This is a genomic window from Providencia sp. PROV189, from assembly GCF_028480065.1.
GTDB lineage: Bacteria > Pseudomonadota > Gammaproteobacteria > Enterobacterales > Enterobacteriaceae > Providencia > Providencia stuartii.
Map to the genome: position 1 here is coordinate 73,042 of NZ_JAMPOG010000009.1, position 22,575 is coordinate 95,616.

The window sequence follows — 22,575 nt, forward strand, 5'->3', positions numbered from 1 at the left end:
CACAGACAGCAAGTCTCATAGGAGTAATTATGCTTAAGAAAGTTTTCGTCGGTGTTGTAGCAGTCACTGTATTATCTGGCTGTGTCAATACCAGTACACTTTCTGGTGATACTATTTCAGCTAAAGACGCGAAACAAGTACAGACTGTGACTTACGGCACTGTGCTTAATGCTCGCCCTGTTACTATCCAAGCAGGTGATGATGGAAACGTTATCGGTGCAATTGGTGGTGCGGTACTAGGCGGCCTATTGGGTAACACCATTGGTGGCGGCTCTGGTAAAACGCTTGCAACCGCTGCGGGGGCTATTGCGGGTGGTTTAGCAGGCCAAGAAGCCCAAGGTGCGCTGAATAGAAGCCAAGGTGTACAGTTAGAGATCCGTCTTGATAGCGGCAAAAACATTGTCGTCGTTCAAAAACAAGATCCAAGTGTTTTCCGTTCTGGCCAACGTGTCATGATTGCAAATAGTGGCGGCACGGTCACTGTTTCTCCACGTTAATCTTAGTATATGTTCACCGGCAAAATTCTGACCGGTGAACATATCTTCTTAATTTTAAGGTTACCTAAACCATTGTTGTGTAGTCATCATACATCTACAGTTTCACTTCCTTATTGGACTTTGGATTTGACATCTTATGCAGTACCAACAAACCGTTGAACATCTGTAAATAACTGACAAATATTAATGTTTGCTTAAATTCCAATGATTATTTTTACGCTGTTTGATTTGTTCCTCAAAACACAATTAATCTAAAAAGTATCACTTGCTACTCAAGTTAACAGCAGTAAACTTTAAACACCCTTCTATCTTATAAATCAGTTAAAATAAAAATGATTTATCATCAAACAATAAATAAAGCCAATAATTTAGTTCCATACTAATTTATTAGGCGAAAAAATCAGAAGAAAAGTTCTATCAATAAAATAGATAATTAATCTTGTCATAATGATTTAAAGTTTAATAATGTACTTAGCTCATTAATAATTTCACTAATTATAAATCTCCTTGTAATCGTAAAATATTTTTCTCTAATTTCAGTAACAATAATGATAACTGACCCAGTTCATCCTGTGTAATATTTCCTAAAATCTCTTTGCGTGTATTATCAATTACCTCATCAACTGTTTTGATAAATGGCTCAGACTCAGGTGTCAGTTTTATTCTTTTTGCACGACGGTCATTCGCACAAGTGTGACGAGAAATCAGTTTTTTTTCCTCTAACTGATCTAACGTTCTCACTAATGAAGGTTGCTCAATACCAATCGCTTTTGCAAGTTGAATTTGCGACTGCTCCGGCGGTAGCTGGCTAATATTATGTAACGTAATCCAATGCGTTTGCGTTAGCTTAAGTGGTTTCAAACGATGATCAATCAGTGATCTCCACATGCGTACAACACGTGATAAATCAGCTCCTATTTGTGACTCCAATGTTCCCTCCTTATATAACACTATTCTGCCCAACAAATATACAACCCATAAATTATTCTTTAAATTATATATTCACTCCTTCTTGCTATGACAACTAATTATTAGAAAAAACCATGATAAATACCTATTTATAGTCATAGTCAATCATTTGATTTGTGATTTTAATCACCCATTAAATCCACTCATTTTATATATTAAACATCGTTTTATTTACTCACATAGACTATCAATGATCTTGTTAATAAGAATAGCCTTACTCCTCTTTCGAATCTATCTATTTTAACCCTTATAGTAATTACAATTAACAATAAAAAAGACAATTGCCGATTACTCCTTTAAAAACAATTAAATATAGTTAATCTTAAAATCATGCCATTTTCGGTAGCTTTGTCCTTATTTGATTATTATTTTGAATAACTAAAATTTAATTGAAGGATATATGAAGTAATTAACTATGTTTTATTAATTTCATTTCAATTTAATTACGCTTCAACGAATAGTCGTTAAAAAACTTTAATTAAAAAGATTGATGGGGGATGAGTGCGTTGATAACAATTAAAAAAGCTCTTGTTGAGGTGAAGGTGAGTCATCTTGCTGAGTTTTGACGGCTATTGAACGAATATAGCGCTGACGACATAAACGTAAGATATTACGCTTTTGGCTATCGGTAAATTTTAACCATCCGAAACGTTCTTCCCTAGAGCGAAAGCAACCACGGCAATAACCTTGCTCATTGGCTTGGCAAATCCCACGACAAGGGCTTTGAATTTCAAAAAACTCGAGTTGCTCTGCCATACTGATATCACCTAACTAAAAACACCAATTAATGATATACTCCACTAATACGATTATATCTATTATTTGTACAATAAATAAACCTATTTCATTGTGTTAAAGATAATAGGTACGTTATATTAGTCGTTAAAACGATTCAGTTTCATTTAGTTAATTCAAGGGAGTTCTCTTATGCGCTTACTACATACCATGTTACGTGTGACGGATATGCAGCGTTCAATTGATTTTTACACGAAGGTTCTCGGTATGCGTCTACTGCGTACCAGTGAAAACCCTGAGTATAAATATTCATTGGCATTCGTGGGTTACAGTGACGAAAGTGAAGGTGCCGTAATTGAGCTCACCTATAACTGGGGGGTTGATAGTTACGAATTAGGCACAGCTTATGGTCATATTGCCCTCGGTGTCGATAACGTCGCTCAGACCTGTGAAGATATCCGCCGTGCAGGTGGAAATGTGACACGTGAAGCAGGCCCAGTCAAAGGTGGTAGTACAATTATTGCTTTTGTAGAAGACCCTGATGGGTACAAAATCGAGCTAATTGAGAACAAAAGTGCTAGCAAAGGCCTCGGTAATTAATTCATTTCGATTCTTAAGTCACTAGGCAGTTCATATGCTGCCTAGTGTGAGTTTATCTGCAAAACTTTTCGGTTTTTGGCATAATAACCAACAACCGGAAACCTAAAATGAAAGCCTAATGTCTGATAAAAATAATCCTAACGCACTGGTTAGCCGCTTCAGGGGCTATTACCCTGTTGTCATTGATGTAGAAACTGGTGGGTTTAATGCCAAAACGGATGGTCTACTTGAAATTGCCGCCATCACGCTCAAAATGGATAAAGATGGCTGGTTATCGCCTGATGAAACACTTCATTTTCATGTTGAACCCTTTGAAGGGGCTAATTTAGAACCCGCTGCGTTAGCTTTTACGGGGATTGACCCAACTAACCCTTTACGTGGTGCTGTTAGTGAGTATGAAGCACTGCATGCCATTTTTAAAATGGTACGAAAAGGGATGAAAGCGACCGATTGTAATCGAGCTATCATTGTGGCTCACAACGCCACATTCGACCACAGCTTTGTCATGAATGCCGCTGAACGTGCGGGTTTAAAACGTAACCCTTTCCACCCTTTTGCGACTTTTGATACCGCTGCATTAAGTGGCCTTGTTTTTGGGCAAACGATTTTAGCTAAGGCCTGTGTCGCAGCAGGGATCCCTTTCGACGGTAAGCAGGCTCACGGCGCTTTGTATGATACAAACCGCACTGCTCTTCTTTTTTGTGAGTTAGTTAATAAGTGGAAAAAGCTCGGTGGATGGCCACCAGCGGAGCAAGAGTAAAAAATAGCCGTATCCGAAATAGAAAGACCGTATTAGTCTAAACGCTTAATACGGTCTTTTTAGATACATTAATGACGAGATTACTCAGCTTTCGTCTCATCAGCAGGACGGTACTTGTCTGCTGTTTCTTTAATCAGTGACTGTAATTCACCACGCTGATACATTTCCATGATGATATCACAACCACCTACTAATTCACCGTCAACCCATAATTGGGGAAATGTTGGCCAATTTGCGTATTTTGGTAGCTCTGCACGGATATCTGGATTTTGCAGGATATCGACATAAGCGAAACGTTCACCACAAGCAGATAACGCTTGAACTGCCTGAGCAGAAAAACCGCAGCTAGGAAGCTTAGGAGAGCCTTTCATATACAGCAGGATTGGGTTTTCTTTAATCTGGCGTTCGATTCTTTCAATTGTCGTCATTTTTACTTCCTTAACATTAATATAATTAGTATATTTCTTGTTTTTCAATCAGATAAAAAATACAGAACAAAAAACATACTACATAATACTACATTTCACTCTTAATACATCAATGAGTTAAGCTGCGATTACGAATGAAAAAGAGGGGTGTTAAGCCCCTCCTTTGGTTTGCTTGTATTGTGACTTATTTATGATTCAAGTCAAATAAATCTACTACCCAGCACGCTCCCTGCTCTGTATCACTCTTTTCCTACCATACTCTCCCGCAATGATAAAAAACCAACGAATAACAGTCTCACTGAACTATCAGCCTATCTCACAAATTTATTTGGTATTAGGGAACAATCAGGAGAGCCACGGCGGTTATGAGCTAACTACACGTTAGTCATCCACCCGCTATTGAAAAGCCATACGTTCATCTCCCCGTTTACAGTTACGGTGAAACTCTGCTGATAAAATAATATCCCTATGATTTTACGGTGTATTTATCAGTAAGATTTGTTAAGATAACCCTATAATGACTAAGCCTACAATCAGGCAGCCATATCGTGCTATTATTAATATATTAAATAATAGTTCATGCCGCATAAATGTTCAGTTTATGCACATTAACAGCATGATCATGGCTATAAAAATATTCGCTCAACTTTATGAGCACTACACCCATATGTGTTGTTTTACACCTAAACAAGGAGTACGCAATGTCTTTTGAACTACCCGCTCTACCTTATGCTAAGAATGCTCTAGAACCTTATATCTCGGAAGAAACACTCGAGTACCATTATGGTAAACACCATAATACCTATGTTGTTAACCTGAATAACTTAGTCAAAGGTACTGCTTTCGAAGGTAAATCACTCGAAGAGATCATTAAAACCTCAGATGCTGGTATTTTTAACAATGCGGCACAAGTTTGGAATCACACTTTCTACTGGAACTGCTTAGCGCCAAACGCTGGCGGGGAACCAACAGGTAAAGTCGCAGAAGCGATTAACAAAGCATTTGGTTCTTTCGCTGAATTTAAACAGCAGTTCACTGATGCAGCAACCAAAAACTTTGGTGCTGGTTGGACTTGGTTAGTTAAAAAAACTGATGGCAGCTTAGCGATTGTAAATACCTCTAACGCTGGCACCCCTATCTCTGGTGATGACAAACCTCTTCTTACTGTCGATATTTGGGAGCACGCCTACTATATTGACTACCGCAATGCACGTCCTAAGTATTTAGAAAATTTCTGGGCGCTGGTTAATTGGAAATTTGTTGAAGAAAATCTAGCTTAATTGATTTTTATCACTAACAATAAGGGCGAGTATTCACTCGCCCTTATTCATTCTACCTTTATTTAAAAGGCAAAATTAGAAAATATGTACTGCAAAAGCAATGATCACAGCCAAAGAACCTAACGCTGCTAATAATCCAAATTTAAAATCTGTATCCATGAGTTCCTCTCATCAAACGAACAGTTAACCAGCAACATAACCATAACTTTAACATGGTTAAATAAGTATGACATGACGATTTATAAAAACCAGTGTCTATATCACAGGTTATAACATCAATTATTTCTTTTGTTTTTGCGCTAGATCAGACAAAATCGATAACAAATCGCTAAATTATTGCCAGTTAAGGTACTATGCCTCAATATGCTGGTAATTTTTAATAAGAATTCATGACAAGACCGCTTATTGGTCAGGAGTTTTTTTTCCCCATGGCAACGATTAAAGATGTGGCGAAGCGCGCTGGCGTCTCCACCACAACCGTATCCCATGTAATTAACAAAACACGCTTTGTAGCCGATGATACTAAGGCTGCTGTTTGGGCTGCAATAAAAGAACTCAATTATTCGCCGAGTGCCGTTGCTCGTAGTTTGAAAGTTAATCATACAAAATCCATCGGCTTGCTCGCGACATCGAGTGAGGCACCTTATTTTGCTGAAGTCATTGAGTCTGTTGAAAACAGTTGTTATGAGAAAGGCTATACTCTAATTTTATGTAATTCGCATAATAACTTAGGTAAACAACAAGCTTATTTACAGATGCTGGCACAAAAACGTGTCGATGGCCTACTCGTCATGTGTTCTGAATATCCTGATAAACTAATCAATATGTTAGAAGATTACCGTAACATCCCAATGGTCGTTATGGATTGGGGAACATCACGCGGTGACTTTACTGACAGTATCATTGATAATTCATTCCATGGCGGCTATCTCGCGGGTCGTTACTTAATTGACCGAGGCCATCGCGATATTGCGGTGATCCCCGGCTCTTTGGAAAGAAATACAGGGATTGGGCGGCTCACTGGCTTTAAAAAGGCCATGGAAGAGGCGAAGGTCACTTTACGTGACGAATGGATTGTTCAAGGCGACTTTGAACCTGAGTCAGGCTATAAAGCCATGATGCAAATTTTGAGTAATAAGCAAAAACCCACTGCCGTATTCTGTGGTGGTGACATCATGGCGATGGGCGCCATTTGTGCCGCTGACGAAATGGGGCTACGGGTTCCTCAAGATATTTCCATTATAGGTTATGATAATGTGCGCAATGCACGTTATTTCACTCCTGCGTTAACCACAATACATCAACCTAAAGAACGCTTAGGCCAAATGGCATTCGCTATGTTGCTAGATCGCATAGTGAATAAACGTGAAGATGCACAAACAATCGAAGTGCATCCACGTTTAGTTGAACGGCGCTCAGTGGCTGATGGTCCGTTCATCGATTACCGCCGCTAATTAAGGAGCTAGCCATTCGGCGTTGAGTGTTTCACTGTCTCCTAAGTATTCAAGTAACCAACTCAACGCCGGTGAGGTATTTTTTTCAACCCAAGTTAAACAACATGGGCTTGGCGGAAACGGCTGTGTTAATTGTAATGGCACAAGCTTTCCAGCTTCACAAAATGGCGCTCCGCGGTGTTCAGGTACCATCCCAACACATAACCCATTCACTAAACACGCCATTCCATTTTCCCAAAATGGCACGACTAAACGCCGCTGGTTATCTAGTGCCCATGTATCGCGTTTGGGTAGGTTCCTTGATGTATCTTCAAGGCACAGACTTGGGTATTCACGCATTTGGTCATCCGTTAATCCTCCCTTTAACTGCGCTAATGGGTGGTTAGGACTGGCAACACATAACCATGACATAAACCCCATATCGCGAAAACTATAGCGTTCGCCGATCGGTGAGGCGCGTGTTGCACCAATAGCCACATCGACACGCCCATCCGCAAGCGCATCCCAAACACCGTTAAAAACTTCAGGATGGATATACAACTCAATGTCTGGGAAGTGGCGATAGAAATCGAGGATCAATTGCTCCGTTCGTTGAGGTTTCACTATGCAGTCAACCGCAATACTAAACTGCCCTCGCCAGCCATTTGCGGCTTGCTGACACTGGTGGCGTGTCTGTGTCATTTTTTTGATAACAGATCGACTTTGCTTGATAAATATTTCCCCAGCCTCTGTTAAAACAACATCGCGGTGACGGCGCTCAAATATCGGTACTGCAAGCCATTCCTCGACTTGCTTGACCGTATAGCTAATCGCAGAAGGCACTCGGTGAAGCTCCTCTGCTGCACCACTAAAACTCCCAGTTCTTGCAACTGCATCAATCACTTCTAAGGAATGAGCTGACCACATAACGATACCTTTCAAAAATTTTGATAGCACATTCCAAATATTACCGTTTCACAATGTAAAAATACAACCTATACAATAGGGTATCTATTAACAATTTTGTAAATTTTAGATAAGTAATCTGCCATGACAAATACAGCGACAAAAAACTCCCCAGGCTTTATGTTCTACCTTGCTGGGTTGAGTATGCTAGGGTTCTTAGCTATTGATATGTATCTTCCCGCATTTGGGTCAATGCAAACTGCATTAAATACTTCTGAAGGCGCAATTAGTGCTTCTCTAAGTATCTTCTTAGGGGGATTTGCCCTTGCTCAACTGCTATGGGGGCCTTTATCGGATAAGCTAGGTCGTAAACCGATCCTCATTGCCGGTTTGTCACTCTTTATTTTAAGTTGTTTAGGGATGTTATGGGTCACCAGTGCAACACAACTGCTTATCTTACGTTTTTTACAGGCAATTGGCGTCTGTAGTGCAGCCGTTCTTTGGCAAGCTCTAGTTATCGACCGTTATGACTCCTCTAGTACGCAAAAAGTGTTTGCGACCATTATGCCCCTAGTTGCTCTTTCTCCTGCTTTGGCGCCTTTATTGGGTGCATGGGTGCTTGAGCATTATGATTGGGAAATTATCTTTGTTGTTTTAATGGCCGTTGGGGTTTTATTATTACTTCCGACATTTTTATTAAAAAATGTTGCCCCAAAAGAGATCATTAGTAGTACATCAGGAAAAGAGTCCGTTTCATTTTTAAAATTACTCAGCTCACGTATATACAGTGGTAACGTTTTGGTTTACGCATCCTGTAGTGCCGGTTTCTTTGCTTGGTTAACGGGGTCACCTTTTATTTTAAGAAATATGGGTTTTGACCCAGCAGATATTGGTCTGAGTTATATTCCTCAAACTCTTGCCTTTATTATTGGTGGTTATGGATGTCGTTTTTTATTAATCAAAGTCCGTGCTGAAATCTTATTTCCATTATTATTGATCGGCTATGCTGTGAGTATGTCAATTCTGTTTGTAATGGCAATTTATACCACACCAAGCCTAACCATGATCTTAATCCCCTTTTGTTTTATGGCAGCAATGAACGGTGCTTCTTACCCAATTGCAGTTTCAAAAGCGCTGAATGCCTACCCTCAGGCAAGTGGTAAAGCTGCCGCATTGCAAAATACCTTACAACTGGGATTGTGTTTTGTCGCCAGTATATTAGTTTCCGCATTACCTTTTGATCCGCTACTATCCACAACAGGTGTCATGGCAATAACAATATTACCAATGATTATTGGTTATTTTGTTCAAAATACAAAAGATTGCACTGAATCATCACGGAAAAATGCAGAATATCAGCCTCAATAACTAATTTTGCTATCAGCCACTACTCTGTAGTGGCTGATTTGGAATAAAAAACCTAATTAAGTCGTCTTTTTAAAATCATCCACTCTTTATTTGACATTCCAATTCTGTATATTTACTTTCAAATTCTACTTTTCTGGCTAAAGTGACATTTTTCGCCATTGTTAAATAAAACTATCGCTTCTATACTCGGATAATACTTAGTCCGAAGTGATTTTTGAGTTAATAAATATTGATGGTTTAAACTCAGGGCGCGACGGTATAAATGCGCTCCTGTCTTTGTGAAGCTATTCTTCGCAACCCTACACTTTCAGCAAACTGAAATTCTATCTCAAAAACCTTCATCTCAAGTTGGAGAGCATATGAGCACTTGTGTAGATGAAACTAAAGCGAAAGTTTCGAATTGGCAAAGGATCGCAGAGTCTTTATTAAACCAAGCAGGCATAGAAATAAACGGCTCTCGCCCTTTCGATATTCAAATACATAATACCGATTTTTATAAAAGGGTTTTACAAAAAGGGTCTCTCGGTCTTGGCGAGAGTTATATGGACGGCTGGTGGGACTGTGAGCGCTTAGATATATTTTTCTATAAAGTATTGCAAGCGAAACTCGACACTAAGCTGCCGAATAACCTTACCGATATCATGAAAGTCGCTATGGCGCGCCTAAGAAACCTGCAAACCCAAAAACGGTCTTGGATTGTAGGAGAAGAGCACTATGATTTGGGTAATGATCTTTTTACCCTAATGCTTGACCCTTATATGCAATATTCTTGCGGTTATTGGCATGATGCGACATCACTTGAACAGGCACAAATTAATAAATTGGATCTAATTTGTCGCAAACTGCAAATAGAGCCGGGTATGCGCCTTTTAGATATTGGTTGTGGCTGGGGAGGCTTAAGCGCCTATGCCGCTCGCCATTATGGCGCCTCTGTTACAGGGGTCACTATCTCTAAAGAGCAACAAAAACTCGCACAAGAGCGCTGTAAAGGCTTAGACGTTAATATCATTTTGCAAGATTACCGTGAGTTAAATGATAAATTTGATCGCATCGTCTCTGTCGGCATGTTTGAACACGTTGGCCCTAAAAACTACGCAACCTATTTCGATGTGGCACGTAGGAATATTAAAGACGATGGCTTATTTTTGTTACACACAATTGGCTCTAACAAAAATAAAGTCAATGTGGACTCGTGGATTGGTAAATATATTTTCCCAAATGGCGTATTACCCTCTATTCAAAATATTGGGAACTCAAGTGAAGGTAAATTTATCATGGAAGATTGGCACAATTTTGGGGCTGATTACGATAAAACGTTAATGGCTTGGTATGAACGCTTCTTAAATAGTTGGTCAGAACTAAGTAATAATTATACTCCTCGCTTTAAACGTATGTTTACCTATTACTTAAACTCTTGTGCTGGCGCTTTCCGAGCAAGAGATATTCAGTTGTGGCAAATCCTCTGGAGTCCGAACGGCGTTAGCGGAGGCATTAGAGTTCCTCGGTAACACAATTACGGAATATTCCTTCTTATAAAGGCTCTATTATTGAGATGAATCTCTTTATAGAGCCTTTAATAATGCATAAATATTATTTTAATTAGTCTTTCGACTAAAAAACGTTATTATAAGTGATTCGAACAACTCGCTATGTAGGAATTATGCTCAAACAGTATTATCCGCCAACGGAATTGAATGGTTTTATCAGTTCGATTCTAATTATCAAGAAATTTACAACACCGATTAAAATTTTTCCTGGTACTGGCGCAGAAATTTGGGTTTCTACCAAAGCGTTACGTCTGTCTACTGATCACCATCAACAAGTCAACAAATATCAGCTTGTTATTCCGCGTATCGACACTTTTACCGCAGAGCCTAATCATGGGAAGCTCATGGTATTGCGTGTACGCCATGATGCCGTGCGTTTTTTATTACCTAAACGCATCTTAACTTATACCGATATACCGACCGCGTTAGCCGATATATGGCAGGATCCTTGGTATAAAGAGTTATCGAAATCATCCTTTAAAGGACTACTTGATTGTTTTAATGCGACGAAAGTCTCAAAACAGCATCAATTAGTGGATGATATATTGGCGATCCTCTACCGAAATCCAACCAAAAAGATTAATGATATTGCTGATGAAATGGGATACAGCGCACGTTTTATACAAAAAGAATTTTTAAAAGAATATGGCATTACCCCTAAAAGATATCAGATAAATTGCCGTCTAGAACAACTACTTAAGGCAATGCTTGCCGAGCAAGATACCTATCGCTGGCTAGAAACAGGCTATTATGATCAGTCCCATTTCTATCGTGATTTTAAGCGTTATTTCACGATGACGCCGTCTGCTTTTTTGAAGTCTCATTATTCGTTTTTTTACAATACAAAAGCCAAGTTCCCTTTAAGATAGTTCTCGATACACATAAGGAGAACGGAATGAGTATTGTTGTATATGCACAAATCACAACAGAAAATAAGAATGGATTTTTAACCAAAGACATAATCAAAAATTTAGCTAAGCTAAGTCGTCGTGAGCAAGGATGCATTAAATATGACCTTATCACTAAAGAGGATGGTTACATCGTTTTTGAAGAATGGGAAAGTACCGATGCGCTTGAAATGCATAAAAAGTCAGCGCATTTTAAACGGCTCGTTGAAGCAATTGAACGTGATAATGCTAGCATTTCTATTAATTTTAGCGAAAAAGCATAGTGGCGCAAATTAATACTTGGTACTAAAAAACCCAACAAAAGTGCAAATACAAGGGATTTCCCCTTAAGCCCTTAAGATAGTAAAACTTATCAGACTTTTAATGCTATAACACCAGCTAACTCCTCGGTGCTATAGCATTTTCAGTTTCCCTCATACAAAGGGTTACATTTAGTTATCGCTTGCCTGTGTAATCGCTTCTTGAGCTTTTTTTTCCTGCTCTTTCTGCAATAAAACTCGTTCGACTGTATCAACTATCGCTTGAGTTTGTGGGTCTATTTCAATGTTCACTTTATCCCCCAGCCGTTTCAAACCTAATGTGGTTCTTGCTAAGGTTTCAGGGATCAGATGTACACAAAAACGGTTATTGATTACGTCACCGACAGTGAGACTGATCCCATCAATCGCAACAAACCCCTTGTGTAAAATATATTTCATCAATGCTTTGTCATAGATAGACAACCAAATTTGATGATTATCTTCTGATGTGAAGATTTTACTGATCTCTGCGGTCGTCACAATGTGGCCTGATACCACATGGCCGCCTATCTCATCACCATACTTTGCAGCTCTTTCAATGTTAACAACATCACCAACCTTCAATTCACCTAGGTTGGTTAGCCTGAGTGTTTCCTTGATTAAATCAAAGCTAACATATTCGCCATCTATTTTTGTTACTGTTAGGCAACAACCATTATGCGCTACGGAAGCGCCGGTCTCTAAGCCGACAAGCAGTTCTGGTGTAAATTTCATCACATGGGTACGAAAGTTAGCTCTCTCTGTAACCTCAACAATTGGGGCAGTCCCCTGAACGATACCTGTAAACATAATGATTCTCAGTGCTATGAATTGATAGTCTCAGTTTACCTAAACATTCTTAGAGATCTATCTAATTTGAGTGGTTTGGCTCAACCTATGTGTGAATTTGTGTAACATTATCATGCCGCTCCATACACAACTTTCTTTCATATTAAGAACAACAGATCATTGGCTTAAGTTATCAAAAGAGTTAAAATATAAAGTTGCTATTAACTATTTGATTTATCAAAAATCATTAGCATTTCTTTCTCTATATTCTATTAATCAGTATTTATTACTCTAAAGGTGTATGCGTGCAGAAATATTTTACAGAAGCGCGTAGCTTGCTCGCTCTCGGCATTCCGATCATTCTTGCTCAATTTTCACAAACGGCGATGGGTTTTGTGGATACCGTGATGGCAGGTAGTGTCAGTGAAACCGAGATGTCAGCAGTTGCAGTTGGATTTTCTATCTGGCTGCCAGCTATTCTTTTTGGTCAGGGGTTATTAATGGCACTGACACCTATCGTCGCACAGATGAATGGTTCTGGTCGCCGTCAGTTAATTGGTAATCAAATTCAGCAAGGGCTATGGCTAGCGTTCTTCCTTTCACTGGGTGTGATCTTTTTACTTTATAATAGTAAGTTAATTATTGGTAACATGCCGCATATTAATGAAGAGCTAGCAGATAAGTCTGTCCGTTTCTTACATGCGATTATGTGGGGTGCGCCCGGCTATCTATTTTATCAGGTCTTTCGTAGCCAATGTGAAGGTCTATCCAAAACCAAACCAGGCATGGTGATTGGTTTTCTCGGCTTGATGGTCAACATTCCCATTAACTATATCTTTATTTATGGGCATTTTGGTGCGCCTGCATTAGGTGGTGTGGGTTGTGGTGTCGCAACTGCATCAGTCTACTGGGTAATGTGCATTATGATGCGTTGGTACGTAAAAAGAGCGGGCTCACAACGCGATATTAAGGCGACACAACCCTTTGCTTCCCCTAACCCACTTATTATGAAACGTATTTTTGTTTTAGGTGCACCTATTGGGTTAGCGTTATTTTTTGAAGTGACACTATTTGCCATCGTCGCATTGCTGGTTGCGCCGCTGGGTGTCGTGGCGGTTGCAGGACACCAAGTTGCATTAAACTTCAGCTCGGTCATGTTTATGTTCCCATTGTCATTGGGTATCGCTGCCACTATCCGTGTGGGTTATAACCTTGGACAACAATCGACTGAAGCAGCGAAAGTCTCTTCTTATACCAGTTTGGCAGTTGGCTTATTAGTCGCATGCTGTACCGCGATCCTGACGGCAACCTTACGTGAACCTATTGCGTTAATGTATAACAAAAGCCCTGAAGTAGTTGTTCTCGCTTCAAGCCTCATGCTATTTGCAGCGATTTACCAGCTTTCAGATTCGGTGCAGGTCATCGGTGCAGGTATTTTACGCGGCTATAAAGATACGCGTTCTATCTTCTTTATTACCTTTACCGCTTACTGGATTTTAGGGTTACCTGTGGGTTATGTACTCGCATTAACTGACTTTATCTTCCCTGCGATGGGGCCTAAAGGCTTTTGGATCGGATTTATTGTGGGTCTAAGTGCGGCTGCCGTGGGTATGGCCACCCGTATTTGGTGGATCCATAGGCAACCTGATAGCGTTGTTTTACTTCGTTCAACGCGCTAATTGATGGAATAACAAGCAAATTATTCGATTGGGGAATGTATTTTTGCTTTAGTCGCTGTAAATACGAGCAAACTATCACGAAAATACATTTTCCCCTTGCCAGAACGGCGGTAGGACGTTAATATTCGTTCCCGTTGTCACCCTGACAGTTTTGAAACGCGTCCGTAGCTCAGTTGGTTAGAGCACCACCTTGACATGGTGGGGGTCGGTAGTTCGAGTCTACTCGGACGCACCATTTCAAAAACGTCAATGAAATTGCAATGCGTCCGTAGCTCAGTTGGTTAGAGCACCACCTTGACATGGTGGGGGTCGGTAGTTCGAGTCTACTCGGACGCACCATTTCACAACGTCAATGATATTACAACGCGTCCGTAGCTCAGTTGGTTAGAGCACCACCTTGACATGGTGGGGGTCGGTAGTTCGAGTCTACTCGGACGCACCATTCAACGATGTTATTCACTGTTTCTCCCTTGTTTTCTTATCTGCTCCACCGTTTTTGTGACCACCTTCTCGTGTTGCGCAACAGCACCGATAAAATCTTCAATTATTTTGATCTGAAATATCTCTTCACTCAATTTTGCAAAATTTGATTTGTCTCACAGTTTTTTGTTGTCTATAATAATCGCACAAGCTGAAAGGTTTCATCAAAAATAAATCAGTAAGTTAGCTTTAGTGCATTAGGTTACAATCATAATAATTAGCATAAAAAATGTGATCTAATCCACAACATAATTGCATTGAACACCAGACTGTCGCCTATTCTTAATACAATGCGTTGCGCAACAAAACGTATTCATGAATCGACGACAATACCGATTTCCTTTATAACCTTTAGATAGACTGCCATGAAAAAAACGAAAATTGTTTGTACCATCGGTCCAAAAACCGAATCAGAAGAAAAATTGAACCAACTTCTTGATGCAGGCATGAATGTCATGCGTCTCAACTTCTCTCACGGCGACTATGAAGAGCATGGTCAACGTATCAAAAATCTACGTGCAGTCTGTGCGAGAACTGGCAAACAAGCCGCTATCCTGCTTGATACTAAAGGGCCTGAAATCCGCACCATGAAACTTGAGGGCGGTAACGATGTTTCTCTCGTTGCTGGTCAAACTTTTACATTCACTACAGATACCTCAGTTATCGGTAATAAAGACAGAGTTGCTGTAACTTATGCCGGTTTGACCGCAGATCTTAACGCGGGTGATACCGTTTTAGTCGACGACGGTTTAATTGGCATGAAAGTGAAAGATGTCACCGCGACAGAAGTGATCTGTGAAGTCTTGAATAATGGTGATTTAGGTGAGAAAAAAGGCGTTAACCTACCCGGCGTCTCTATTGGTTTACCTGCTCTCGCTGAAAAAGATAAAGAAGACCTGATTTTTGGTTGTGAGCAAGGCGTCGATTTTGTCGCCGCGTCGTTTATCCGTAAACGTTCTGATGTGGAAGAAATCCGTGCTCACCTGAAAAAACACGGTGGCGAAAATATTCAGATCATCTCAAAAATTGAAAACCAAGAAGGTTTGAATAACTTTGATGATATCCTAGAAGCGTCTGATGGTATCATGGTTGCCCGTGGTGACTTGGGTGTTGAGATCCCTGTAGAAGAAGTTATTTTCGCCCAAAAAATGATGATTGAGAAATGTATTGCTGCACGTAAAGTCGTGATCACCGCAACGCAAATGTTAGATTCAATGATCAAAAACCCACGCCCTACTCGCGCTGAGGCAGGCGACGTGGCAAACGCCATCCTTGATGGTACGGATGCTGTGATGCTTTCAGGTGAAAGTGCTAAAGGCAAATACCCTGTTGAAGCCGTTACTATCATGGCAACGATTTGTGAGCGCACAGATCGCATCATGCCAACCCGTATTGATAACCAAAAACCAGGCCAACGCCTACGTGTCACCGAAGCGGTTTGCCGTGGCGCCGTTGAGATGTCTGAGAAGTTAGACGTTCCACTGATTGTCGTTGCTACTTTCGGCGGTAAATCAGCCAAATCAGTCCGTAAATACTTCCCTACCGCGCCTATTTTAGCGCTAACCACTAACGAAGAAACCGCTCGTCAGTTGTTATTGGTAAAAGGTGTAGTACCAATGATGGTTGGTGGTTTCACATCAACAGATGATTTTTACCGCGAAGGTAAACGTGCAGCTTTAAATAGCGGCTTGGCGAAAGAAGGTGATGCTATTGTGATGGTATCTGGTGCATTAGTTCCAAGCGGAACAACCAATACATCTTCCGTACACGTGCTGTAATTAGCAATAGCTTAAAATCCATAACGTCTTAAGACATCATTTAGGGCGTAATTAAAACGGGGAGAACTTTGTTTTTCCCGTTTTTGTTTTTTTAAGTCATGTTTCAATAAATGAATGTTTGTCATTCTGCCTGAGCACAATAAATGGTTGCCATTTTCGCTCATCCAACACTTATACTATTAGTCGAATAAGGTAGGATGTTTTGTTTTAACATAAAATGCTTCCGGTAGAGAATATTTTGATTTATGGCGTTATTGCAATCTATTATTCATTTGCTATATTAGACTAATATCTCAAAGAGAGTTTGATTTGATTGAATAATAGCCTTGAGAGTTGAGAATACATTTTTTCTTATTTTTCCTACTGTCTGGCTAAAAGTATTTCTAGCAAAACTGGAAATTAAGTACTAGCATAAGAAAAAGTAAGTACCATTCCTGAACGCATTGCGTTGTTCATATGGAATAAGTAGATGTAGAAACAATCTGATATCTATTTTACTGGTCGCTTACTTTGGTATTTTCAAGATAAATCTATCTAGAGGGTAAAATAATGATTCGTACTAAAATTGTTCTGGGCTCTATCGTTCTAGCTTCAGCATTACTGGCGGGTTGTTCTAACAGCACTGAAGTGCAAAAACTCTCTTCAGACGTGCAAACTCTGAATGGTAAAGTTGATCAACTGAGCAACGATGTCCAGACTATTCGCGCTGAAGTTCAAGCTGCACAACAAGAAGCAGCTCGTGCTAACCAACGTCTTGATAACCAAGTTCGTTCTTACAAAAAGTAAGTTTGAATTAGCAACGGTATAACAGTCTACTGTTTTATACCGCATAATCTTATATGTAGAGGGCCTAGATATTAGGCCCTTATTTTTTACCTGTTATTCGTTTTCAGATCCCTGATAGACAGGTTGAGGCTGTGAAATAGTAAATTCATCAATCGGATTCAACGCTGGATATTTACCCTGTTCATTGATGACTTCATCCGTTTGACTGCCACTCACGCTGTACTCCGGTTCATATTGCCTTTCAACCCCCTGCTCCTTGTTAACCCTCACAGGCAACCCTGAACGCCTTGCCAGCTCTTTTTCCACTAATGCTTTATCAATCTCTTCATTTTCAAGGAAACGTTTAAAATCATCAGAGAGCGGTATCGGCATTGTTTGTGGATCATCTGAGGCTTTCTTGGAAAGAGGTTGGTGTACTTCGATGTAATAGCTACCATCGGCTTCTTTTGAATATTTAACCGGTTGATTGATCACTTGCACTCGCGTTCCTTTAGGAACCGTTTTAAACAGAGCTTCAATATCATCTGGGCGTAGACGAATACAGCCTGAGCTAACACGCATACCAATACCAAAATCAGCATTCGTGCCGTGAATTAAATATTCACCTCTGCCATATGCTAAACGTAACGCGTAAAGCCCCATTGGGTTGTCTGGCCCTGCGGGTACCACCGCAGGCAAAGTGATCCCTTCTTTGGCATAATTTTTACGAATATTCGCCGTTGGCGTCCATGTGGGATCTTTAATGGATTGGCTCACAGATGTCACCATTTCCGGTGTATCACGCCCTAATTGACCAATTCCGATAGGATAGACCACCACTTCTTTACTACCTTCAGGATAGTAATACAGTCTTAATTCGGCGAGGTTAATAATAATCCCCGTCCGAGGTGTTGCTGGCAATAACATTTGCGTCGGAATAATCAACTCTTTGCCAGCTTCGGGTAAATAAGGATCCGTACCGGGGTTCGCTTCTAGCATCGCCAGTAAACCAATTTGATATTCGCTGGCAATCATTTCTAATGAACGACCATCATTGGGTACAACATAGTGTGTATTTTCCCCGATAAGGCGCGTATTGCTATCTGGTAATGGATAATCCTTCGCTTGTACTGGCGATAGCAATACACTTGCCACAAACAAACTTGCCACAGTTAACGCTTTCTTCATACCGACTCCAGGGAATACCAAACTATGCTCTAATAACTTGAGGGGTAGCTAGGCAGCAAAAAAGCAGCCACGAGAAATTCAAATGGAGCTTAGCCACAACTCGACGATTCGAAGCGGATAGACATCGCTTCTCATTCAAGATGTACATAATAGCAACTATATTGCTTATCTTTAATACCCGTTGAATATTTTGTAAGTAGTAATCGTTATATCATTGATGAAACAATGAGTTAAGCTAAATCGAAGAGTTAATCATGAATACAAGGGATGGCTGCTCAGAACAGTTCAAAAAAACAAGCAGGGAAATAGTATTCCCCGCGAGATAATTATTGTAGCTGTGTTGCTCGGGAAAGGATTGTCCGGATCATCGCATTAAGGCCCTGAGTACGCGACGGCGTCAAATGCTGCTCCAAAGCAAGTTGAGCGAAAAATGATTTGACATCTACTGACAAGATCTGCTCAGCCGTTTTCCCCTGAAAAAGAATAATGACTATTGCAACTAACCCTTTCACGATCGCCGCGTCACTATCACCAGCAAAACAAATGCTACCATCTGGCTGTTTTTGCATATCTATCCAGACTTGGCTTTGACAACCTGCAATCAAGTTACTATCGCTACGTTGTTGCTCTGTTAATGGCGTTAAGCGCCCACCAAGCTCTATCATGTATAGATAACGCTCTTCCCAGTCTTGGCAACGTGCAAAATTCCGTAGCAATTTATGTTCATCGGGTAAAGCTGGCATACTTCTTTCCTTAATTAATCACAAATGTCTCTAAGGTTAGTCAACCTGATTCGTTTTCTCTGCTGATTAGCAAATCGCTCAGTTAATAGGAGCAGGGTTAATAAATGAAAAAGCCAATAACATATTGGCTTTTTCAGTCAATGATAACAAAAACAATCAGGCTTTAACGCCTAGCCTAACAATTTTTTAATGCGCTGTAATGCATTGAATAAGGAATCTATCTCTTCTTTGGTCGTATAGATACCTACCGAAGCGCGACACATTGCAGGAACATTATAGCGGTCCATCAATGGTAATGCACAATGGTGCCCAGTACGGATAGCAATACCATATTGATCTAAAAAAGAGCCAACATCGTAAGCATGATGTGCGCCGAGGTTAAATGCAATCACCCCTTCACGTTGATCGTTACCGTATAGGGTTAATGAGGGAATTTCTTTTAATTTTTTAGAAGCATAGGACATCACTTCCTTTTCATAAGCAAAGGCTTCTGCTCTCCCTAACGCATTGAGATAATCAAAGGCCGCCCCTAAGCCAATAATGGCGCTAACATTGGGGGTTCCTGCTTCAAAACGCCATGGCGCATCCGCATAAGTGATCCCGTTTTTAAGACTGACATGGCGGATCATTGCTCCACCCCCTTCCCACGGAGGCATCTTATCTAAAAGTGATTTTTTGCCATACAGAATACCAATCCCTGTCGGCCCATACAGTTTATGCCCTGAGAAAGTATAAAAATCACAGTCTAACTCTTGCACATCAACAACACTGTGCATCGCACCTTGAGCGCCATCGACTAGCACATACAACTCAGCCCCACAATTAGCCGCTAAAGCCCTCGCTTGCTGAATAATCTCTTTAACGGGGTTAACGGTGCCTAGCACATTAGAGATGTGAGTAAAGCTCAATAACCGTGTTTTGGCATCAATGAGTTCACCAAGTTGCGTTAACAGTAACCGCCCATCGTCACTAACAGGAATGACCCGAATTTCAAAGCCTATAGATTCGGCTAATATGTACCAAGGTACGATGTTGGCGTGGTGTTCCATCTCAGTAATGACAATATTATCGCCTTTACCGATAAATGTTCGCCCGAAGGTATTGGCAACAAGGTTGATTGCTTCGGTTGTGCCTTTAACAAAAACCATTTCTTCTGCTGAAGAGGCATGAATAAAATCGGCCGCTTTTTGGCGTACCTCTTCCATCATGCTTGTCGCTTGCGCGCTGAGGGTATGTATCCCTCGATGTACCGCAGCATATTGATGCAACGTAAACTCGCTCTCTTTTTCAATCACTTGCAGAGGCTTCTGTGCACTTGCTGCACTATCAAGATAGACCAAAGGATGATTATTCACACTTTGGGATAAGGCAGGAAAATCCTGCCTAACTGCTGTTACGTTGTATGTCATACGCGTATTAGACCTCTGCTAAGCGTTGGCGAATATTCGCCATGACGGCTTGTTTGAGTTCTTCATTTTCAATCGACTCAGTCAACTCCGCTGCAAAAGCAATGATAATCATATGTTTTGCGGCTTTGCCATCAATCCCTCTGGAGCGCAGGTAAAATAACTGCTCATCATCAATACGGCCTACCGTTGCACCATGCCCACACTTCACATCATCAGCATAAATTTCTAGCTGAGGCTTAGTGTCAACTTCGGCTTTATCACCCAATAATAACGTGTGATTGCTCATTTGACCGTCTGTTTTTAAGGCATTTGGCGCCACTTTGATCATGCCATTGAACACGGCTTTACTTCCGTCCATGGCAATGACTTTATGTAATTGCCGGCTTTCACACTGACCTACATTGTGTTCAAGGTAAGTCCGAGTATCGACAATTTCACTGTCTTTTGGCAATAACAAGCTATTGAGTGAAAAATGCCCATTTTCACCCATCAGTTGTGCGCTCGTATGATGGCGCGTTAGTGCTCCACCCAGCAAAAAGCTGCTGCTTAATACTTGGCTATCGCGACCAACCACGATGTCATTATGAGCAAAATGCTGAGCCACATTGTTTTCGTTATTCAGTTTGAAGTGCTGATATTGCGCATTATCCCCCACTTCAACTGTTAAACGGCCCCCAGTAAAATGGGCTTTATCGTTAAAACTGACAAAATGCTCGATCACTTGCGCTTTGCTGTTTGCATCTAACGTGATGTGATAGCGATATTGGCTAGTATTCACCGTATCGCCATCACTACCGCTGGATATATTCAGTAGATAAAGGGGCTTTTGTGCAATTTGATTTGCACCTAGGTGAATAACAATTGGCTGTTGAGCAAGACTTTCCGTTAAATGCAAAAAGATCTCACTATTAACCGCATCGGGCAGCATATCTTGGCTATCTAATAGCGCAACTTGAAATGGCCCCATATCGATAGAGCTAAGTGTTGAGCTATAGCGGCCATCAACAAGTACGATTCGATAGGCATCAATCGGAAGCGCTAAAGCTTCACACGCTTTTTCGTCAAGATCTTGTTCTGCAAAACGATAATGTGTATTCAATACCGAATGCAACGGCGTATAGTGCCAATCTTCATGACGAAAAACCGGTAAACCGACTTGTTTAGCTTTTTCCCAATGTGCCGCCGCATGATGCGATTTCGCCCCAGAGCGTTGCTCAAAAAGTGTTGCAAAACGCGCCATCGCTTGCTCATTTAATGCAGCTACCTGAGCACGTTTTCCTGCTCTTTCACTGTTGGTCAATAAGCCAGCCATAACCTTGCTCCTCCAGTTTTTTCGCCAAGCTGAAATCACCTGATTTGATGATTTTCCCCTGATACAGCACATGCACAAAATCAGGTTTGACGTAATCCAGAATGCGCTGGTAATGCGTCACAATGATAAATGAACGGTCTGGAGAGCGCAGTGAATTGACACCATTGGCAACGGTTTTCAGTGCATCAATATCTAACCCTGAGTCAGTTTCATCTAAGATGCAGAGTTCTGGCTCAAGAGCAGCCATTTGCAGAATATCATTACGTTTTTTTTCACCGCCGGAGAAGCCCACGTTAACAGAGCGTGTCAATAAATCTTGAGGCATCTCCAGTAAGTTAATTTTATCTTCAATAAAATCTTGGAAATCAAAACGATCTAAAGGTTCTTGCTGACGATATTCACGAACCGCATTGACGGCCGTTTGGAAGAAGAATTGGTTACTCACCCCTGGAATTTCTACTGGGTATTGGAAGGCTAAGAAGATACCCTCACCAGCTCGCTCTTCTGGGTCCAACTCTAGCAAATCTTTACCTTTGAAAATGACTTCGCCACTGTCGATGTCATACTCTTCACGACCAGCGAGTGTTGCAGATAACGTACTTTTACCTGAACCATTCGGACCCATAATGGCGTGAACCTCACCCGGTTTCACTTCCAATGATAAGCCCTTTAATATTTCATTGCCTTCTACACTTACATGTAAATTTTTAACACTTAACATAT

23 protein-coding genes and 3 tRNA genes are annotated in these 22,575 nt (G+C 40.7%); 15 read left to right on the forward strand and 11 right to left on the reverse strand.

Annotated elements, in window-relative coordinates:
* The first annotated feature begins 29 nt into the window (after positions 1 to 29).
* Positions 30 to 497, forward strand: a complete 468-nt coding sequence (locus PR833_RS07240; protein ID WP_014658229.1) for a glycine zipper 2TM domain-containing protein — start codon at positions 30 to 32, stop codon at positions 495 to 497.
* Positions 498 to 992: 495 nt separating this feature from the next.
* On the opposite strand, the gene slyA is transcribed toward PR833_RS07240, so the two are convergent.
* Together slyA and PR833_RS07250 are read right to left on the reverse strand one after the other, a co-directional pair.
* Positions 993 to 1,427: a transcriptional regulator SlyA gene (slyA, locus tag PR833_RS07245; protein WP_036940025.1), complete on the reverse strand. Its 435-nt coding sequence runs from the start codon at positions 1,425 to 1,427 to the stop codon at positions 993 to 995.
* Positions 1,428 to 1,982: 555 nt separating this feature from the next.
* Positions 1,983 to 2,222: a DUF1289 domain-containing protein gene (locus PR833_RS07250; RefSeq protein ID WP_004919204.1), complete on the reverse strand. Its 240-nt coding sequence runs from the start codon at positions 2,220 to 2,222 to the stop codon at positions 1,983 to 1,985.
* Between the two features lie 171 nt (positions 2,223 to 2,393).
* On the opposite strand from PR833_RS07250, the gene gloA reads away from it, so the two are divergent.
* Complete coding sequence (gloA, locus tag PR833_RS07255) at positions 2,394 to 2,801, forward strand: lactoylglutathione lyase (protein ID WP_014658227.1); 408 nt, start codon at positions 2,394 to 2,396, stop codon at positions 2,799 to 2,801.
* A gap of 118 nt (positions 2,802 to 2,919) precedes the next feature.
* The gene (rnt, locus tag PR833_RS07260; protein WP_004919199.1) at positions 2,920 to 3,561 is read left to right on the forward strand and encodes a ribonuclease T; all 642 of its coding nucleotides are present in this window, start codon (positions 2,920 to 2,922) and stop codon (positions 3,559 to 3,561) included.
* Between the two features lie 80 nt (positions 3,562 to 3,641).
* Here the strand turns inward: rnt and PR833_RS07265 are convergent, their stop codons facing one another.
* Positions 3,642 to 3,989 carry a Grx4 family monothiol glutaredoxin gene (locus PR833_RS07265; RefSeq protein ID WP_014658226.1) on the reverse strand — a complete coding sequence of 116 codons (348 nt, stop codon included), beginning with the start codon at positions 3,987 to 3,989 and terminating at the stop codon, positions 3,642 to 3,644.
* A gap of 701 nt (positions 3,990 to 4,690) precedes the next feature.
* On the opposite strand from PR833_RS07265, the gene sodB reads away from it, so the two are divergent.
* Positions 4,691 to 5,269: a superoxide dismutase [Fe] gene (sodB, locus tag PR833_RS07270; RefSeq protein ID WP_014658225.1), complete on the forward strand. Its 579-nt coding sequence runs from the start codon at positions 4,691 to 4,693 to the stop codon at positions 5,267 to 5,269.
* A 75-nt stretch (positions 5,270 to 5,344) separates the two neighbouring features.
* Here sodB and cydH read toward each other — a convergent pair whose 3' ends face one another.
* On the reverse strand, positions 5,345 to 5,428 hold the full coding sequence (gene cydH / locus PR833_RS20405) for a cytochrome bd-I oxidase subunit CydH (RefSeq protein ID WP_101495216.1): 84 nt from the start codon (positions 5,426 to 5,428) through the stop codon (positions 5,345 to 5,347).
* Positions 5,429 to 5,697: 269 nt separating this feature from the next.
* On the opposite strand from cydH, the gene purR reads away from it, so the two are divergent.
* On the forward strand, positions 5,698 to 6,723 hold the full coding sequence (gene purR / locus PR833_RS07275) for an HTH-type transcriptional repressor PurR (protein WP_014658224.1): 1,026 nt from the start codon (positions 5,698 to 5,700) through the stop codon (positions 6,721 to 6,723).
* Here purR and punR read toward each other — a convergent pair whose 3' ends face one another.
* The gene (gene punR, locus PR833_RS07280) at positions 6,724 to 7,629 is read right to left on the reverse strand and encodes a DNA-binding transcriptional activator PunR (protein WP_014658223.1); all 906 of its coding nucleotides are present in this window, start codon (positions 7,627 to 7,629) and stop codon (positions 6,724 to 6,726) included.
* 123 nt (positions 7,630 to 7,752) lie between these two features.
* Between punR and punC the strand changes: the two genes are divergently transcribed.
* From punC to PR833_RS07300, 4 genes are all read left to right on the forward strand, one after another.
* On the forward strand, positions 7,753 to 8,976 hold the full coding sequence (gene punC, locus PR833_RS07285; RefSeq protein ID WP_004919190.1) for a purine nucleoside transporter PunC: 1,224 nt from the start codon (positions 7,753 to 7,755) through the stop codon (positions 8,974 to 8,976).
* Positions 8,977 to 9,335: 359 nt separating this feature from the next.
* Positions 9,336 to 10,484: a cyclopropane fatty acyl phospholipid synthase gene (gene cfa / locus PR833_RS07290; protein WP_014658221.1), complete on the forward strand. Its 1,149-nt coding sequence runs from the start codon at positions 9,336 to 9,338 to the stop codon at positions 10,482 to 10,484.
* Positions 10,485 to 10,636: 152 nt separating this feature from the next.
* On the forward strand, positions 10,637 to 11,392 hold the full coding sequence (locus tag PR833_RS07295) for a helix-turn-helix transcriptional regulator (protein ID WP_004919186.1): 756 nt from the start codon (positions 10,637 to 10,639) through the stop codon (positions 11,390 to 11,392).
* A 26-nt stretch (positions 11,393 to 11,418) separates the two neighbouring features.
* Entirely contained in the window at positions 11,419 to 11,694 is a 276-nt protein-coding gene (locus PR833_RS07300) for a putative quinol monooxygenase (RefSeq protein ID WP_004919184.1), read from the forward strand.
* Between the two features lie 168 nt (positions 11,695 to 11,862).
* On the opposite strand, the gene PR833_RS07305 is transcribed toward PR833_RS07300, so the two are convergent.
* Positions 11,863 to 12,519 carry a riboflavin synthase gene (locus PR833_RS07305; protein WP_004919182.1) on the reverse strand — a complete coding sequence of 219 codons (657 nt, stop codon included), beginning with the start codon at positions 12,517 to 12,519 and terminating at the stop codon, positions 11,863 to 11,865.
* Positions 12,520 to 12,803: 284 nt separating this feature from the next.
* Between PR833_RS07305 and PR833_RS07310 the strand changes: the two genes are divergently transcribed.
* The 6 genes from PR833_RS07310 to PR833_RS07335 all read left to right on the forward strand — a co-directional run bounded on the left by PR833_RS07310 (position 12,804) and on the right by PR833_RS07335 (position 17,221).
* The gene (locus PR833_RS07310; protein WP_004919178.1) at positions 12,804 to 14,177 is read left to right on the forward strand and encodes an MATE family efflux transporter; all 1,374 of its coding nucleotides are present in this window, start codon (positions 12,804 to 12,806) and stop codon (positions 14,175 to 14,177) included.
* A 158-nt stretch (positions 14,178 to 14,335) separates the two neighbouring features.
* Positions 14,336 to 14,412, forward strand: a tRNA-Val gene (locus tag PR833_RS07315).
* Positions 14,413 to 14,439: 27 nt separating this feature from the next.
* Positions 14,440 to 14,516: transfer RNA gene (locus PR833_RS07320), tRNA-Val, on the forward strand.
* A 26-nt stretch (positions 14,517 to 14,542) separates the two neighbouring features.
* Positions 14,543 to 14,619 (forward strand) — tRNA-Val (locus PR833_RS07325).
* A 403-nt stretch (positions 14,620 to 15,022) separates the two neighbouring features.
* Positions 15,023 to 16,435: a pyruvate kinase PykF gene (pykF, locus tag PR833_RS07330; RefSeq protein ID WP_014658218.1), complete on the forward strand. Its 1,413-nt coding sequence runs from the start codon at positions 15,023 to 15,025 to the stop codon at positions 16,433 to 16,435.
* 549 nt (positions 16,436 to 16,984) lie between these two features.
* Positions 16,985 to 17,221, forward strand: coding sequence for a major outer membrane lipoprotein (locus tag PR833_RS07335; protein WP_004919171.1), 237 nt, complete (start codon positions 16,985 to 16,987; stop codon positions 17,219 to 17,221).
* A gap of 93 nt (positions 17,222 to 17,314) precedes the next feature.
* On the opposite strand, the gene PR833_RS07340 is transcribed toward PR833_RS07335, so the two are convergent.
* The 5 genes from PR833_RS07340 to sufC form a co-directional block, all read right to left on the reverse strand.
* Positions 17,315 to 18,388, reverse strand: a complete 1,074-nt coding sequence (locus PR833_RS07340; RefSeq protein ID WP_014658217.1) for a L,D-transpeptidase family protein — start codon at positions 18,386 to 18,388, stop codon at positions 17,315 to 17,317.
* Positions 18,389 to 18,714: 326 nt separating this feature from the next.
* Positions 18,715 to 19,131: a cysteine desulfuration protein SufE gene (gene sufE / locus PR833_RS07345; protein WP_004919167.1), complete on the reverse strand. Its 417-nt coding sequence runs from the start codon at positions 19,129 to 19,131 to the stop codon at positions 18,715 to 18,717.
* Between the two features lie 170 nt (positions 19,132 to 19,301).
* Positions 19,302 to 20,540, reverse strand: coding sequence for a cysteine desulfurase SufS (sufS, locus tag PR833_RS07350; RefSeq protein ID WP_040133066.1), 1,239 nt, complete (start codon positions 20,538 to 20,540; stop codon positions 19,302 to 19,304).
* Positions 20,541 to 20,547: 7 nt separating this feature from the next.
* Positions 20,548 to 21,852, reverse strand: coding sequence for a Fe-S cluster assembly protein SufD (sufD, locus tag PR833_RS07355; RefSeq protein WP_004919163.1), 1,305 nt, complete (start codon positions 21,850 to 21,852; stop codon positions 20,548 to 20,550).
* On the reverse strand, positions 21,827 to 22,573 hold the full coding sequence (gene sufC / locus PR833_RS07360; protein WP_272525995.1) for a Fe-S cluster assembly ATPase SufC: 747 nt from the start codon (positions 22,571 to 22,573) through the stop codon (positions 21,827 to 21,829). The genes sufD and sufC overlap by 26 nt, the downstream gene beginning before the upstream one ends.
* Between the last annotated feature and the right edge of the window lie 2 nt (positions 22,574 to 22,575).